The following is a 16,618-nucleotide window of genomic DNA, read 5'->3' on the forward strand; positions in this document are numbered from 1 at the left end:
CCCCAACATGAGGTCCTAAGTGAGCCCATTGGCACAAAGACAAGCACAATTGATGGATTGGATTAATCATTCCACACCTTTTTTGTGTCAACAATTACACATGGTTTACGGTGATGCCAGCTTTAGGCGTTATTTTCGCTTCACCTTTGATGAGCGCACGATTATCGCAGTAGATGCTCCACCAACGTTTGAAGACAGCGAAAAATTTGCCTTAGTTGCAGAGTCTTTCGCTGCTAACGGTTTGCGCGTGCCGGATATATTGGCCGCAGACCACACGTTAGGCTTTTATTGTCTCAATGATTTTGGTGATGAGCAATTGGCTCATCAACTAAATGACCATAGTTGTCACCAGTTGTACCCAAAAGCCTTAGCACTTTTGCCAAAGGTACAGCAATGTACAGCTACAGCTCAAGCAACTTTACCCGCCTATGATCACAAACTATTTACCCGAGAGTTTGAAATATTCACTCAATGGTTATTAGATGTGCATTTGGGGTATCGTTTGACGGCTGAACAGCACGCTATGCTGAACGATACATTCAATGTATTAGCAGACAATTTCTTTGAGCAACCTAAAGTTGGTGTGCATCGCGACTTTCACTCCCGTAATCTAATGATGCTACAAAATAATGAGATTGGCGTCATTGATTTTCAAGACGCAGTGGTTGGCCCTATCACATATGATGCGGTGTCTTTGCTGCGCGATTGTTATCGACGTTGGCCCGATAAATGGGTGAGCAATTGGTTAGCTGCGTTTCAACAGCAGTTTTATCCGCAATACCCACTTGTTAAATTCACTCGCTGGTTTGACCTAACAGGCATGCAACGGCACATCAAAGCCAGTGGTATATTTGCTCGTTTGCATCACAGAGATGGAAAAAGTGACTATTTAGAGGATATTCCACGAACCTTGGGATATATGGTGGATATAGGTAAGCAATATCCCGAGCTTCAGGCGTTCGTACAATTTGTTGAACAAGAAGTTCTACCGAGTGTACTGGCGTTAGCCAATTCAGCGAAAGGTAAGGTAGTGTTACTTGCAGGCAGTAAACGCTAATCAACTGAGTCGCTACTAATAAATGAATAAACAGATTAATACAGCAATGATTTTAGCGGCAGGACGCGGCGAGCGTATGCGGCCATTAACCGATACTACGCCTAAGCCCTTGCTAGAAGTACACGGCAAGCCCTTGATTGAATACCATATCGAACGTTTAGCCGCCGCCGGTATTAAACGCATAGTGATAAACCATGCATGGCTTGGCGAGCAAATTGTTCAGCGTATCGGCAATGGCTCGCGATTTAACGTGGATATCGTGTATTCCAAAGAGGAAACCGCACTAGAAACCGCAGGAGGTATCAAAAAAGCACTCCCGCACTTGTGTGAACACAATGATAGCGATGCGTTTTTAGTGGTCAATGGTGACGTATTTACTGACATTTGCTTTGCCAATTTACTCGAAAACCTGAGAGAGCACGTTACAGGTTTAAAGAAAGAGTTGCTGCTAGCCCACTTGATATTAGTGCCAAACCCCCCACACAACCCTGAGGGGGATTTTTACTTGCATGGTTGTAATGTGAGCAAAGAACAAAGCGGTGACACGAAAATAGAACAGTGTCGTTCAAACAAGTATACCTTTAGCGGTATCGGTGTGTACCGCAAAGCGTTGTTCGACAATATATCGCAAGCAAGTCAACGTTTAGCGCCTGTGCTGGTAGACGCGATGACAAAAAATCAAGTAAGCGGAAGTTTGTACCAAGGTGTATGGGTTGATATAGGTACGCCTGAGCGCTTAACGCAATTGAATGCGCAGCGTTGAAATAGAGCGCATAACGCGTGTGCGAGTAAATAAATGTTTAAACAGGGTAAATAATGATTGGTAAGATTTTAGGCACCATTTTTGGCTTTATGTTCGGGCGCATCCCCGGCGCTATTTTAGGCTTTATCGTCGGACATATGTTCGACAAAGGCTATAGCCAAGACTTTAACCAAATGGGCGGTTTCAGCGGATTTTTTACCAGCCAAGATGATTTCAAAAAGCAGGCAATATTTTTTCACGCCCTGTTTTCGGTCATGGGGCATATCGCGAAAGCTGACGGCAAAGTCAGCGATATAGAAATAAAAATGGCCAGCTCATTAATGGATCAGATGGGGCTAGAAGGAGACACGCGTAAAGAAGCCCAGCAGGCCTTTCGCGATGGAAAAGAAGCTGATTTCGCGTTAAAAGACATTATTTTAGAGCTAAAAGAATCTTGCCATGGTCGCAGAGATATTTTGCAGGTCTTTTTAGAAATTCTCATTCAAGCGGCATATGTTGATGGAAGATTAGATAAGGCCGAACAAAAAGTGCTTGAAACCGCGGCGCTGCACTTAGGATTCAAGCAAAACGAATTACTTTACTTATTGTCTGTGTATGAAGCCGAAATACGCTTTCGTCAGCGTGGTGGCCAAAGAAGCGGTCAGTCTTCCCATCGCACCCATCAAGGAAGTCAGTCTACCTACTCTTCTCAACAGTCATTAAAGGACGCGTACCAAATCCTTGGCGTGAGTGAATCAGATGATGATAAAGCCGTGAAAAAAGCGTATCGCAAATTGATGAGTGAAAATCATCCGGATAAATTGGTGTCGAAAGGGCTACCTAAGCAAGCGCTAGAAATCGCAAAAAATAAGGCACAAGATATTCAAGCAGCCTATGAAATGATTAAAGAAAAGCGGGGCATGCGCTGAGCATAAAATTCCACGTCATCTCCTTATGACTCGCGAGCGGCTATTTTCAAAGCCGCCGCTCGTACCCATCACTTTGTATTCTTAATATGCCTCAAGCATTTTAAACGTACCAACGCTAAGCATTTTGAACGTGCCAACGCTGTAAATGTAACAAATGTAAAAGTACTAGGCTTTTCGTTGCAAGTTAATGAGAATGCTTCTTATTTGAAATATTCATAATCAATAGGGAGCTTTTCTTGAAAACACGCGTGATCATCGGTGCAATGTGCACATTAGCCAGCGCGAGTGCGCTAACCAGTGCATATGCAGATACAACTGAAGTGAGCAGTGCGACAGCAGTCGAGAAAATATCGGTTGTGGGCGCAGCGACCAACCTTAGCATTACCGCCGAAGACATCGAGCAATATCAAGCGAGCGATCTTGCGGATATTTTCCGCTATTCACCTTCCATTAGCGTGGGCGGTTCTGTAGGGGTAGCACAAAAAATCTATATTCGCGGCTTAGAGGATGCCTTTTTAAATGTCACAGTCGATGGCGCTCAGCAAACCTCGACACTGTTCCATCACATAGGCCGGGTGACTATCGATCCTGATTTGCTACAACAAATAGATGTGCAAGCGGGGGCAGGGGAAGCCACAAGCGGACCGGGTGCGATAGGCGGCTCCATTCGTTTTAAAACCAAAGATGCACAAGACATGCTAAAGCCTGATGAGCAATTCGGTGGTCGAGTGAAAGCAAACTATTTTTCAAACGATGCGACCCGCTATAGCGGGAGTCTTTACGGCAAACTAAGTGAGTCTTGGGGAGTACTTGGCTACTACAGCACCATCGACCGGGACAACATGGAAGATGGTAACGGCAACGAGATATATGGTACCGCTGCTGATCAGGATATGGCGTTTCTAAAGGTCAGTGGTGATATCGCTGAAAATCAATTTTTGTCGCTCAGTGTTGAGCAACGCGATGAGAAAGGTGAGTTTTCAGCTCGTCCTAACTGGGCGGTACAAGAGGGGGATGCGCTTTATCCGAGTGAAGCTCAGCGTGATACCTATGTCGCTAACTACCGCTTTGCACACAGTGCCTTAGTGAATATTGAAGCAACCGCATATCAAACCGACTCTTCTTTTCGCGGTGGGCGTTTTAATTGGCTAGCAGAAATCGATACCTACGGCTTTGATCTGCGCAATACCAGTGAGGCAGACTTGCATAAATTTGTCTACGGTATTGACTATCGTAACGATGAAGTCACTAGTGGGCCGGCCCAAGGCGCTACTGAGAATGCTGAAGAAGGCAGCGTACTCGGTATTTATGTACAAGGTTACAGTGATATTACTCCACAGTTATTGCTAAGTTATGGTGTTCGCTATGACGATTACGACTTTGAGCAAAATATTTTGTTGGACGAATATTATGGCGAACCTGTGACGGACGTCGCAGCGTCAATTGATGACTCAGAGCTTAGTTTTAATGTAGGTTTAGCATATGAACTTAGTCAACAGTGGACACTCGGATTAGGCTTTGCCCAAGCAGCAAGAGGCAAGCAAATTGGTGATGGCTTTACCATCGATGGATATTTGTATGATGGCTCAGATATACCTGTTGTGGCCGAGGATTTAGTGCCCGAGACCGTTGAAAATATCGAAGCGTCAATTGAATACAGTGCCAATAACTTAAATGCCAAATTAAGCGTTTACCGCTCTTCTTTAGATAACGTTATTTTTGAAGGGTATGAAGGCAATGCGGTGTTCAACAATATCGGCACACTCGATACAAGTGGCATTGAGTTTGATGTTGCTTATCGTTGGAATGAATTAGATTTATTCCTTGGTTTTTCCAGTGCTGATACTGAGTTAAAGCCTAGAGACGACCTGTACAATGTTAGTTATTCATCAATTGATATCAACGGATATGAATTTGTTGGCTTAGGAAACAGTCGAGGCGACACTTGGGTAGCCGGTGCTGATTATGACATCTCATCTGATTTGAGTGTTGGGCTGAGCGTGGCAAAAGTGAATTCAATCGATATTGACACCCTACATCAAGCCGTAGATTTAGGCTGGACGGATTCCTTGTATCGACTTAACAAACCAAGCTACACCACTGTGGATATTTACGCAAAATGGCATGTAACGAATAAGCTAATGCTCAATTTAGCGGTGAGCAATTTATTTGATAAATTGTATATTGATCACTCCAGTGTTGGTGACTATAGCGAGGTGTTTGCTACGGTCATTGGCCCGTATGAAGCCGGTAGAGACATTCGATTGTCTGTGTCGTACGACTTTTAACGTTACGACATCTTAGGATATGAGTGTTAACACCTTTAAAAGGTGGGTCTTTTGGGCTCACCTAGTGACAGGGCTGGTGACAGGCCTTTTTGTTTTTAGTATGTCTTTTACAGGTGTCTTACTGACCTATGAGAGGCAAATTGTCGAATTGAGTGAGATGTACTATCGCGTGTCACCTAGTGACTCAGCGTCGCGGCTAACAACTGATGAAGTCGTCAATGTATTGCAACAACGCCACCCTGATGAGCCCCATATTTATATTCGATGGGTTAACAAAAAGGGGGCGGCAATCCCTGTATGGGCGGGTAAAAACAACTATTTACTTCACCCCTATACGGGCAAAGTGCTAAGGGTTGGTGAAGGTGTCGTTGCTGAGTTTTTCCACCAAGTGACTGATTTACATCGCTATCTATTACTCGCCGGTGATTCACGGGCTATTGGGAAAAATATCACTGCTTACGCAAACTTAGTGTTTATCTTCTTGTTGCTCAGTGGGTTGTATTTGTGGCTACCTAAACGCGTTAATCGCACGGCATTTAAACAGGCTCTTTGGCTCCCCAAACGTTACCAAAACATCCAGCATCGTCATCGGCAATGGCACCTAGTCTTTGGTATTTGGTGTTTGCCAGCACTATTTGTTATTGCTCTTAGCGCCACGCTCTTTCATTTCACCTGGGCCAATGAGGTGTTATATGGCGCATTTGGTGAAACGCTACCTGAGCGGGAGCAACATGAAGACGTCACAAGTTTAGCAGCGGATGTCATACCCTACGAAGTGTTGTTTCAACGCGCAGTCCAGCATGCAAATGACAATCAGTTTGCCGATTGGCATTCCATGTGGTTAGAGATAGGAGAGGAGCATAACGAAGCACGTTTTTACATCGACAAGAGTATTGGGCATCGGCAAGAGCTAGCCTATTCGTTGTATTTTGATACGCGTACGGGTGACATAAGCAAAGTGTTACGTAAATCAGATTGGTCTCGCGCAGGGCAAGCGTGGGGCACTGCGCGTTTTTTACATACGGGCGAATATTTTGGTGTCATCGGACAGACTATCGCAGGCTTTGTGTCTTTAATGGCCTGTATACTGGTTTACACTGGGTTTTTATTAGCTTGGCGAAGATTAGTCATTGCACCTAAACAACGAAAGCAAATGTCCGAAAGAAAAATCGGGCTGTAGAACATTGTGCGGAGCATATCAGCGAGGCAGGTTAATAACCATTTCTAAGCCTAAAAGTACTCCTTTGTTATCAAAGTAGTTTTGCGCACTTATATTCCCTCCGATTGCGGCTATTTGCCTCTGGGCTAAAGCGAGCCCTAAACCGAATCCACTTGGAGGGGTAGATGGTTTTAACGCCTTGTCTGACACTCGGGCTTTGTCGACACGGAAAAAGGGCTTAAATATATCTGATAGCATATCTTCAGGTACGCCGGGCCCCTGATCCTTAACCGCTAAGATATAACACTTGTCACTTTGAGTTAGGGAGACCTTTACTTCACGCTTCGCTGGCGTGTAACGCAGGGCGTTGCGTACGATGTTTTCAAAAGCTTGGCCTAATGCGGTTTGGCTACTTTGGGTTATTTCAGCATTTGTCGTTAATTCGGTTGTTAACGTGCAGTTCGGGTATTCAAAGCGCGCATCTTCACAAATAACCTCGAGTAATTCGACTAAGTCAAAGTCGTCAGTATTTAGGCGAGGCGATTCATTATTTAGCCATGCGAGTGTAAGCGTATCTTCCACTAAATTGCGCATGGTAGAGGCTTCATAACGCAGTCGTTCAAGGGCTTGCTTAGGGTTGATATTTTGCTCAACAAAGTCCACCGCCATGTCTATGCGAGTCAGTGGGGTGCGCAGCTCATGGGACAAATCAGCGAGCAGTTGCCTTTGATTATAAATAAGCATACTAATACGCTGTGCCATTTGGTCGAACGTGGCAGCAAGACGGGTGAGTTCGTCCTTTCTGTGTGGCAGATATGGCGCCACTCTTACATCTAGTTTCCCTTCACTAAATGCTTTTGTCGCGTTTTCCAGTTTTCTAAGGGGGGCCATCACATGTTGGTAAAGCACGAAACTTAAAATACAAAGTAATAATAACGGTAGAGCAATTTGTAAAAATAGTTTTGCATAAACCAGAAATTCTCCGGGCCGCATTCGTTGCGGTAGCTGAATCAGCAAGTGACTAGATGCATCAGAAAAGGGGATTTCCATGGTTGGATTTTCTTCAAAATAAAGGTGTATTTTCCACTCAACACTTCTTCCGAGTTGAAACCGCTCAAGGTAGTTTTCAGGTAGGCTTGTGTCCGCAAAAGGCGTGATGTTTGAATGTACAACCGCCGCCCAAGTATTTTCTTTTTGCTGAAGTGCTTTCAACCAAGCGGCCAGAGCAGCTTCGCCGTCTTGACGTAAAATAGTTTCAGCTTCGCGACCATAATTTAATAGTTGTTGTTGGTGCTGGGCAGTAATAAAACTCATGCTGGTTTCTGTGTGGTTCGTTAACCAGCTTAGTGCCCAAAATAGCACAACGGTGCCTAATGCGATAAACGCACAAAGCCGCCAAAAAAGTGTGTTTTTCATGAAAATTGATAGCCTTTGCCGTGCATAGTCAATAGGCGTTCAGGGGGCATTCCAGCCTCGACCAATTTTTTGCGAACCCGACTCACATGCATATCTAAGCTCCGGTCGTAGCGGCTAAACGATCTGTCGAGTACCGTTTGATACAAAAAAGCTTTGCTCATGATGTCATTTCTGTTTTCGACCAGCACCCAAAGTAATCTAAACTGAAGGGGAGTAAGCTCAACGTCACAATCAGCAAAAAATACCTGTTGTTTAGCGCGATTGAGTAACAGGTGATCTACGCTAAGTGTTGAGGCGTCTTTGTCTTTTTGCAGGGTTTGAAGGCTGCGTCGCAGTATAGCCTCGACCCTTAGCATCATTTCAGTAAAATTAAATGGTTTGGGCAGGTAATCATCGGCGCCTTTACGATAGCCTTCAATCCGCTCTTGCTCCGCACCACAAGCGGTGATCATCATGATGGGGGTTTGCTTCACTTTACGTATTTGGTTCAGTATTGAGAAGCCACTAAGTGTCGGTAGAAGTACATCTAATAAAATCAAATCGAAACGTTTTTGCAGGGCACACTGTAAACCGCTATGTCCGTCCCGACATTGCTCTGTGTTAAAACCTCTTTCTTTGAGCAATCTGGCGACTTGGGCACCTAATACGACATCGTCTTCAATGATTAATATACGCGCAGACATGGGAATTTAGCTGTGATGAATGGTTTTTAGATGTTATTGATAATCATTCCTGTTTTCAAGTTTAATCTCCTGAATTGACCGATTTTACGAGTATAATATCCGTCTGCTTTTACTAAAGTGAGAGGCAATATGAGCTCAATCCTCATATCGTTGTAATAATCCTTGGCTGCATTTCTCAGTTGTTACTCATTAAAATCAGACGCTTGGCTCGTCACAAGATCGTCATAATTTTGCATTCAAATTGTAACGAAAAGTCGTCACATTGTTGCGGTCAATTTAACTAGAGACCACACAGTCATGAAAAAAACAGCTAAAACACACTTAGCATTATGCGTAGCAATGGCGATAGGTAGCCAATCATTTATTAGTTTCGCAAATGCACAGGAAGCGCCTAACGACGCCGCAATTGAAGAGATAACGGTCGTTGGAAAAAGCGTTTCTTACGCCAATAACCAAACTTCTGACGAAATGGTAAAACAACAAAGCTCGTTAACGAGCGCGTTGGCCGTTATCGATAATTTGCCTGGAGTTTTGATCAACGAAGGTGACACCTTTGGATCTGATGATTGGTCAACCACTGTGTCTATTCGTGGTTTTCAGTTGAGCCTAGATGAACAGCAAATCGGTATTACTATTGATGGCATTGCTAATGGTAATTCAAACTATGGCGGTGGTGCTAAAGCTAATCGCTACATTGATACCGAAAACTTGGCCAAGGTTGAGGTATCGCAAGGTACGGGTGATATTGCATCGCGTTCAAATGAAGCGCTAGGCGGCACGCTTAACTTCACCACAGTCGATCCAGGTGTAGAAGAGTCCATGCTAATCAGTATTTCGGGTGGCAGCTTTGATGCACAAAAGTATTTCCTACGTTATGAAACCGGTGAAATTGCCCCAGATACCTATGCATGGGTCAGTGTTTCTAGCAGTGAGAATACTGACTGGATCACGCAAACCGCAGAAAATGAACATGATCACTTAGCTGGCAAATTTATTAGCATGATCAACAACGTTGAAATTGAGGGCTATTTTTCGTGGGATGATGTTCACGAAGCAAATTATCAGCGTATTAGCCTAGATCAATTTGAGCAAAACCCAGATAGCGACCGTTTAAATGGCCAGTGGACTGGTATCCCTTATGTTGATCAAGTTCACCGTCAAGGCTGGGCGACACTACGTGAAAACCTTTTTGCTTATTTAAAAGCCGATTATGCCACGGATAATTTTGAGGTTTCCGGCAATGTTTATTATCACGATAACGAAGGACGTGGTGATTGGGTACCTCCTTATGTGGTTGATGTAAGAGCAGACGGCGACGGTGTTGCGCATTCTGAACTGGTGTCTGGCAATACTGTGTATGGTGGTAGTGCATTAGGTCAACTTTATTATGTGGATAGCAGCGGGTTCGCTTTGAGCCCGACTGACGGTTGTACAAGTTCTATAACGGCCCCTTACGGCGGAGCGGGTCCTGAGTATGATCCAACATGCTACGCCCAAGGCGCTGTGCCAGTTGGCTCTTATCGTCATACCCACTATCAAAAAGAACGTTTTGGCTTTGATGCTGATTTTGCTTGGTATACCCAAATAAATGATATGGATAACACGCTTCGCGGTGGTATTTGGTACGAAGATTATAACCGTGAAGAATCACGTGATTGGCATAAAATTATTGATTCTCGCTCAGGTGTTGAATTCGATCACACGCCTTACTGGGTGCAATACTCGCGTGAATTCCCTGTGGAAACCATGATGCTTTACGCAGAAGATGAACTAGACATGGGATGGGCTAGCGTTCGCTTAGGCGTGAAACGTTTCTACGTTGACTTGGAACGTCAAGATAATTTCGACGAAAACAATACCGCTGAGATGAATTCTGACTCTGATACCTTATTCTCGGGCGGTATAGTCGTTCAGATGCCCATTGATGGCTTAGAAGCGTTCGCTGGATATGCAGAAAACTTCGCAGCGATTAAAGACACAGTACTTGAGCGCGATGCGTCAACGTTAACTCAAGTAGAGCCAGAAACTGCGGAAAACGTTGATCTAGGCTTGCGATATGTGTCAGCAGACTTCAATGCAAGCTTGACCTATTACAACATCAAGTTTGATAACCGTTTGACTTTTATTGCTCCCGACTCACCTGATGGTATCGATTTCTTAATCGGAACTAATGGTAGTTACGTTAACGTGGGGGGCATTGAATCGTCCGGTTTTGAAGCGTCTTTGTCATTCAACGTGACAGACTCATTAGCATTGTATGGGTCATTTACCTACAACGACTCAGAATACACCGACGGATCAATTGATTTCCCTGAAGGAAATACTGTATTTGGCTCGCCTGAAAATATGGCGGTTGTATCAGCAGACTGGACCCGAGGTAATTACTTCATTGGTGCATCAACCAAATGGGTAGATGATCGCTTTATCGATGCAGCAAATACCCAAGTGGCTGAAGCCTATTTAGTCACTGACTTCTACGCAGGGGTTAGTTTAGATGCGCCGGTTCAAGGTATTGAATCAATCGATTTACGTTTTACCGTCAATAATATGTTTGATGAGAGCTATCTAGGCGGAATTGCAGGACAATCTGCATGGATTGGCGCACCGCGCACCGCAGCGTTTAACGCTCAAGCGCGCTTCTAAGACGAAAGCGTTTCTAGCACCATAGGCGAGCTTTAGCTCGCCTTTTTCGTTTTTAATGATGCGTCTTATGCTGAGACAGACGCTTTTCTCTTCAAATGACGAGGCTCCTATGAACCAAATAAAACGAATAATACGCGTAAAACCCTTGATTATTTTGTGTCAAACATTATGGATTATTCTACTCGCAGCGCCTGTGAGTGCTGCGGATAATTTGCTTATCATCAGCATTGATGGCTTGCGTTGGCAAGAAGTCTTTAGAGGCTATGATGCTAACTTGTTAGCCAAGCCTGAATTCGCCGAGCAGGCGGAATCTATTCGCCACGATCTCGGTGCAAAAACAGCAGACGAAAAGCGTCACAAATTGATGCCGTTTTTGTGGCGTGTTATAGCAAAGCAAGGTCTGCTGATTGGTAATAGAGATAAGCAGTCAGCTATGGAGGTCAGTAACACTTGGTGGTTTTCGTACCCTGGCTACAACGAAATACTGACCGGTAAAGCGGACGAGCGGGTTGATTCAAACAAACCCATAGCAAACCCAAATGTGACTATCCTAGAGTGGCTGAATCAGCAAGAAAAATTCCAACACAATTTGGCTGCATTTGGCAGTTGGGATGTATTTCCTGCCATTATTAATCAAGAACGTAGCAAACTGCCGATAAATGCCGGTTTTATGTCAGCAGACTGGAGCGAGCTCACAGATAAAGCCAAATGGCTAAATGAATTACAAAAAGACATTCCTAGTCCTTGGCATAACGTGCGCCTTGATGCATTCACTGTGGGCTTTGCCCAAGAGTATATTCAGGTCAAACAACCAAGCGTGATTTATGTAGCACTCGGTGAAACTGACGACTTTGCTCATGATGGAGATTACCCAGCGTATTTACGCTCGGCTCGCTTAAGTGATGTGTTTATTAAACGCTTATGGGATATGTTACAAGCCATGCCTAAATACAAAGGTAATACTAATTTGCTGATCACCGTTGATCATGGGCGCGGGAATAGCATCGAAACTTGGCAGCACCACGCAAGCCCCAAAGCCACCCAAGGGTATTTGAGCGATCTAGCTGAGCATAAACATGGCATTAAAGGTTCGAACCAAGTGTGGATGGCGGCGATGGGGCCTGATATTCAGCCATCGGGGGAGGTGAGTAACAGTGAAACCTACCGGCTCAATCAAATCGCGGCGACGGCGTTAATATTGTTAGGCCAAAACCCGAGTGAATATGCCAAAATGAATGGTAAGCCAATAGGTGAAGCTCTGCCGATTATTAAGCCCTGAGCAAGCCTAACTCACTAAGCTAGCAACCAGTCATACATCATTCTGCCGGGGGTAAAGGTAAAGCCCCCGGCAATCAAAATTGCCCCCATATAGAGTAGGATCATACTGCGTTTATGCTTGGCAATATTCCCTTTTCGTACAGCGAAATAGGCACGTGGGACAGCGTATAGTACTAGCAGGCTAAATAAGTGTACGTATCCAAAGTGGCCAATCAGCACGGGGCCTACTACAGCGGCCATAAAAAGCGTGATAAGGGCAGTCGTGAGCATCAGGCTCATATATATTTTACCCAACAGGCGATGCGTTGGTGTCCCTTTGCGATTGGCCAATAAGTATGTGCCGATTAGAAAGGCAGGTAATACCGTGGCGAGGTGAAAATAGGCAAGTTGTAAATATGTCATGATGTTCCTATTCCTTGGATAATGGGGGTATTACAAAGCGCTCGAATCAGAAGCAGAATCATAGTCACAGTGACTAGAGATCAAAAGCCTAAATACACAAAAAAGCCCACTGTTTGTCTTATAAAACAGCGGGCTAGTGTATAGTGAGCCGACGTTAAACTGCGTCGAATGCCTGTTTTAAGTCTGCTTGTATATCATCAATGTGCTCAATACCAATGCACAGACGCAACATTTCTGGGCTCACGCCCGCACCTTTTAGCTCTTCTTCATTTAGCTGGCGATGGGTGGTTGAAGCAGGGTGGCAGGCTAAGGTTTTGGTATCACCAATATTCACCAAGCGTTTGATTAATTTAAGGGCATCGTAGAATTTCACGCCTGCGTCAAAACCGCCTTTAATACCAAATGTCATCAAAGAAGATGGGCGTCCATTGAAGTACTTTTGTGCCATCGGGTAATATTTATCACCTTCAAGACCCGCATAGCTTACCCATTCAACTTTCGGGTGGGCCTTAAGATACTCAGCGACAGCTATTGCATTGTCACAGTGACGTTCCATGCGCAAGGGTAAGGTTTCCATGCCTTGCATTAACATAAAAGCATTAATTGGGGACAATGCTGCGCCTGTATTGCGCAGGGGCACTGTACGCGCTCGAGCTACAAATGCCGCAGCACCAAATTCGCGGGTATACACCACGCCATGATAAGCAGGCTCGGGCTCATTTAGCATAGGGAAGCGCTCTTTATGCTCAGTCCAAGGGAATTTACCTGAATCCACTATGATACCGCCCAATGAATTACCGTGCCCTCCCATGTATTTAGTCAATGAATGGACGACTATATCAGCGCCGTATTCGATAGGGTTGAGCAGGGCAGGGGTGGCGACTGTGTTGTCCACCATAAGGGGGACGCCATGGGCATGGGCCATTTGAGCGATAGGTTCAATGTCGACTATGTTACCTGCGGGGTTGCCTATGGTTTCACAAAATACCGCTTTGGTTTTATCGTCGATCAGTTTCGCTAAATCATCGGCTTTGTCTGATTTAGCGAAGCGTACCTCAATGCCTTGTTTCGGTAACAAGTGAGCGAACAAAGTGTAAGTGCCACCATATAACTGTGGAGTGGCAACGATGTTATCGCCAGCTTCGGCGATGGTTAATATCGCATAGTTAATGGCTGCGCTGCCAGCAGAGACGACCAAGGCCGCTACGCCACCTTCAAGCGCTGCTACGCGCTTTTCAAGCACATCCCATGTGGGATTCATAATGCGTGTGTATATATTGCCAGGTACGGCTAAATCAAATAGGTCAGCGCCATGTTGGGCGTTGTCGAATTCGTACGCTACGGTTTGATAAATAGGAACCGCACAGGCCTTAGTCGTGGGATCTGTCTCGTATCCCTCGTGTATGCAGATAGTTTCCTTTTTCATGGTTATGCTCCTTTTTGTGAGTCGGTTTGAAGGGCTGAAAGAACCTAGGAATTACAGTACCAAAGGTTTGTCTGAAAACTAGCCTTTTATCAGAATTTTATGCTCTAAACTAGACGTTTTGTGGTGTGTTAACAAAAAAGAAACGAGCATCAATTGCTCACTGGACTTTGTTAACTATGACTAAAACTGGGCGATAAAATGCATTCCCGCCCATGATTGTTGGCGAGAGGTGTTCCCCTGAAGCGCAATGATATTGCCTCCTGCGGTATGCTCTGCAATTAACTTTACTCGTAATGCGTAAGAGATGAGTAGCTCTAAATTCACCCCGAATGTCACATGATTGTACCCGGCATGGTTGGCGGCATAACCATAATCCAAGGCTAACTTTAGGTAAGGCGTAACGCTCACGCTAGAGTGAAAATTGATAGGTGCACTTAGACCAAATTCAACAAAATAACCTTTGGCTTGGGTGCTGTAAATCACGTCAACATTGGGTATGAGTAATGGCATCTCAACCCACTGCACACTGAGGGCTAATTCGTTGTCGAATTGCGCATCTTTTAAGAACGCTAAATGCGTAACACTGAGGCTGTATTCCATCGCACTCATGTTGCCTTGATAAATAACAGCGAGGTTGAGTTCGTCATAATTAGCACGTTTGTGTGAGGCTAAGCCGTACGCACCTGACAGGATAAACTGTTCGGAAATCTCCTTGGTTATTGTGGACCAAATTATGCCTCCATTCGGCAGGTTATTGCGCCCTTCGGTTACATAACGACTGTCATACCCTATATCGATCTCTGTGCTTGGGCTAGCCCCAGCTGAGGCAAGGTAACTATACAAGGTGAACACTATAACAAAACGGAGCGTTTTCATGTTTTCCTTCTTTCGGCGTTGCCGGCATCGTTGGACAAATTGCAACCTTGTACTTGATTAGACTGTTTGGTTATTGCTTTTTTAAACGTTCGCTGAGTGATCACTTATTCACGTGCAATGATATTATGAAGTGATATTGCTGCAGGGTGCATACAAGCATAATGGCACTAAATGGAATGGGGTAAATTTATACTTTAGCCTAGTTCTATTTTTCTTATTCCAATCAGCCGCTTAAACTCACTTGTTGAAATGGACTGAAATATCTGGCAGGGATTGTGTACAAAGAGGTAGTATCAGTGGCAGATAAGTTAGTCGTGCATTGTCAGCATGAATGAGGTGAAAATTGAGATATGTAATCGGTGTTGTTTGGCTGATAAGTGTCAGTGTTAGTCAAGCGTTTGCGTTTACTAAAGAATTCACTGAGGCTGAGTTACAGCAGATGGTGAGTGCCATTATGCCTATCACGCGCAGTAAATTCTTCGTCACTATGACCCTATCTGAACCGCGACTTGATTTACTTGAGTCCAGTAATGAAATTGGCTTAGGTGCAAATATTAAAGCCAGTGCATTAGGATCGTATGGTGGTAGCGGCAGCGGGTATTTAACAGGGAACTTGTCCTACAATCAGGAGCAAGGTGCGCTGTATTTTGTCAATGCCAAGCTATTGGAGTTGAACTTAAATAATGTCTCTGAGGAGCAACAAGAAGACATCAAAAAACTATTGCAGCCCGTGGTGGGCACTATTTTAGGATCTCGGCCGATTTATGTACTTGATGACAGCGACCTCAAACAAAAGTTAGCTAAAGCAACCTTAGAATCGTTGGTAGTGAAAGACGGTAAGCTCATTATTACGTTAAGTGCTTTTTAGCTTGTCATCATTTGGTCACAGTTATCACAAAAGTATGCGCCTTATCACTATTTGTTAACATTAGTTGCCTCGGTCTTTTGTTTGAAAAATAGTCTGTTTAGACTAGCGTTGTTCATTACAAAACAAGTGGCGACTCTATATGAAAACCTTATTGCTCATTCCTATTTATGCCTTTTTTCTTTCTGGTTGCGCGTCCGCTGTTAAGCGCCATGAACTGGCGCAAGGGCATCTAAATAAAACCGTCGATTGCGAGGTCGCTCATGCTGATATTGCTGAGCTTGAGTCACATAAAACATCCACCGGTGAGAAACTTGTCAATGGCGTGGCGTCGATCTTGCCAACATCGATTTTGCTAAATGTGATTTTGGGGGAGTTTACTAGCCGCGCCGCCATTGCAACTGGCGCATTCGACTCAAAAGTCGACAGTAAGATCCAAGATATACAAAGCGATTGTATGCTGGCTGAAAATGACAACAAAGTGATGTTAGTGAAGCAATAAATTAGCAATAAAAGCTTACTCAAAAAGGGCTGTGTATTTATCCTATGCGGTTAAAATTATAAAGACAGAATTTGTTTATTCTGTGGAAATCATAAAACACTCCATTGTAAATCTGCACAATAATTGCCTTGCTTTGCCCATCCCTAGTCGTTGTAGAATGAGGCTTTGGCTGTTATCAATATAGCCTGCCTTGTTTTCTAGAATACAACGACCTGTGGGGTCGATAAGAGCAATGAATGCTTCTCGACCCAACCACGACTATGCTTTTAGCTTTGCCCAGTCAGTGCATTTGTGCCACATAAATAAGACTGTCGGACAAAGCGGAACAGACAGTGACAAATTTATCGGGAAT

General features: G+C 44.4%; 14 protein-coding genes. 9 read left to right on the plus strand and 5 right to left on the minus strand.

The window, feature by feature from the left end:
- Window positions 1–19: 19 nt before the first annotated feature.
- The 5 genes from FX988_RS17395 to FX988_RS17415 all read left to right on the plus strand — a co-directional run bounded on the left by FX988_RS17395 (window position 20) and on the right by FX988_RS17415 (window position 6,196).
- A complete protein-coding gene (locus tag FX988_RS17395; protein WP_160181362.1) occupies window positions 20–1,057 on the plus strand; it encodes an aminoglycoside phosphotransferase family protein in 1,038 nt (345 codons plus the stop codon).
- A gap of 46 nt (window positions 1,058–1,103) precedes the next feature.
- Window positions 1,104–1,820, plus strand: coding sequence for an N-acetylmuramate alpha-1-phosphate uridylyltransferase MurU (murU, locus tag FX988_RS17400; protein WP_160182222.1), 717 nt, complete (start codon window positions 1,104–1,106; stop codon window positions 1,818–1,820).
- Between the two features lie 53 nt (window positions 1,821–1,873).
- Window positions 1,874–2,728 carry a co-chaperone DjlA gene (gene djlA, locus FX988_RS17405; RefSeq protein ID WP_160181363.1) on the plus strand — a complete coding sequence of 285 codons (855 nt, stop codon included), beginning with the start codon at window positions 1,874–1,876 and terminating at the stop codon, window positions 2,726–2,728.
- A 236-nt stretch (window positions 2,729–2,964) separates the two neighbouring features.
- Entirely contained in the window at window positions 2,965–5,016 is a 2,052-nt protein-coding gene (locus FX988_RS17410; protein WP_160181364.1) for a TonB-dependent receptor domain-containing protein, read from the plus strand.
- Between the two features lie 19 nt (window positions 5,017–5,035).
- On the plus strand, window positions 5,036–6,196 hold the full coding sequence (locus FX988_RS17415; protein ID WP_160181365.1) for a PepSY-associated TM helix domain-containing protein: 1,161 nt from the start codon (window positions 5,036–5,038) through the stop codon (window positions 6,194–6,196).
- 18 nt (window positions 6,197–6,214) lie between these two features.
- Here the strand turns inward: FX988_RS17415 and FX988_RS17420 are convergent, their stop codons facing one another.
- On the minus strand, window positions 6,215–7,591 hold the full coding sequence (locus FX988_RS17420) for a sensor histidine kinase (RefSeq protein ID WP_160181366.1): 1,377 nt from the start codon (window positions 7,589–7,591) through the stop codon (window positions 6,215–6,217).
- Window positions 7,588–8,274, minus strand: a complete 687-nt coding sequence (locus tag FX988_RS17425; RefSeq protein WP_160181367.1) for a response regulator transcription factor — start codon at window positions 8,272–8,274, stop codon at window positions 7,588–7,590. The genes FX988_RS17420 and FX988_RS17425 overlap by 4 nt, the downstream gene beginning before the upstream one ends.
- Before the next feature lie 297 nt (window positions 8,275–8,571).
- Here FX988_RS17425 and FX988_RS17430 point away from each other — a divergent pair, with 297 nt between their 5' ends.
- Together FX988_RS17430 and FX988_RS17435 are read left to right on the plus strand one after the other, a co-directional pair.
- Window positions 8,572–10,917 (plus strand): TonB-dependent receptor domain-containing protein, encoded by a 2,346-nt coding sequence (locus FX988_RS17430; protein WP_160181368.1) that lies wholly within the window; start codon window positions 8,572–8,574, stop codon window positions 10,915–10,917.
- A 109-nt stretch (window positions 10,918–11,026) separates the two neighbouring features.
- Window positions 11,027–12,196, plus strand: coding sequence for an alkaline phosphatase family protein (locus FX988_RS17435; protein WP_160181369.1), 1,170 nt, complete (start codon window positions 11,027–11,029; stop codon window positions 12,194–12,196).
- Window positions 12,197–12,210: 14 nt separating this feature from the next.
- Here FX988_RS17435 and FX988_RS17440 read toward each other — a convergent pair whose 3' ends face one another.
- From FX988_RS17440 to FX988_RS17450, 3 genes are all read right to left on the minus strand, one after another.
- On the minus strand, window positions 12,211–12,597 hold the full coding sequence (locus FX988_RS17440) for a DUF2306 domain-containing protein (protein ID WP_160181370.1): 387 nt from the start codon (window positions 12,595–12,597) through the stop codon (window positions 12,211–12,213).
- 154 nt (window positions 12,598–12,751) lie between these two features.
- On the minus strand, window positions 12,752–14,023 hold the full coding sequence (locus FX988_RS17445) for an O-acetylhomoserine aminocarboxypropyltransferase/cysteine synthase family protein (protein WP_160181371.1): 1,272 nt from the start codon (window positions 14,021–14,023) through the stop codon (window positions 12,752–12,754).
- Between the two features lie 180 nt (window positions 14,024–14,203).
- Window positions 14,204–14,899, minus strand: a complete 696-nt coding sequence (locus tag FX988_RS17450) for a hypothetical protein (protein WP_160181372.1) — start codon at window positions 14,897–14,899, stop codon at window positions 14,204–14,206.
- Between the two features lie 343 nt (window positions 14,900–15,242).
- Here FX988_RS17450 and FX988_RS17455 point away from each other — a divergent pair, with 343 nt between their 5' ends.
- Window positions 15,243–15,767, plus strand: a complete 525-nt coding sequence (locus tag FX988_RS17455) for a DUF1439 domain-containing protein (protein ID WP_160181373.1) — start codon at window positions 15,243–15,245, stop codon at window positions 15,765–15,767.
- Window positions 15,768–15,906: 139 nt separating this feature from the next.
- Window positions 15,907–16,266: a hypothetical protein gene (locus FX988_RS17460; protein WP_160181374.1), complete on the plus strand. Its 360-nt coding sequence runs from the start codon at window positions 15,907–15,909 to the stop codon at window positions 16,264–16,266.
- The last annotated feature ends 352 nt before the right edge of the window (window positions 16,267–16,618 follow it).

This window comes from Paraglaciecola mesophila (assembly GCF_009906955.1).
Taxonomy (GTDB): domain Bacteria; phylum Pseudomonadota; class Gammaproteobacteria; order Enterobacterales; family Alteromonadaceae; genus Paraglaciecola; species Paraglaciecola mesophila_A.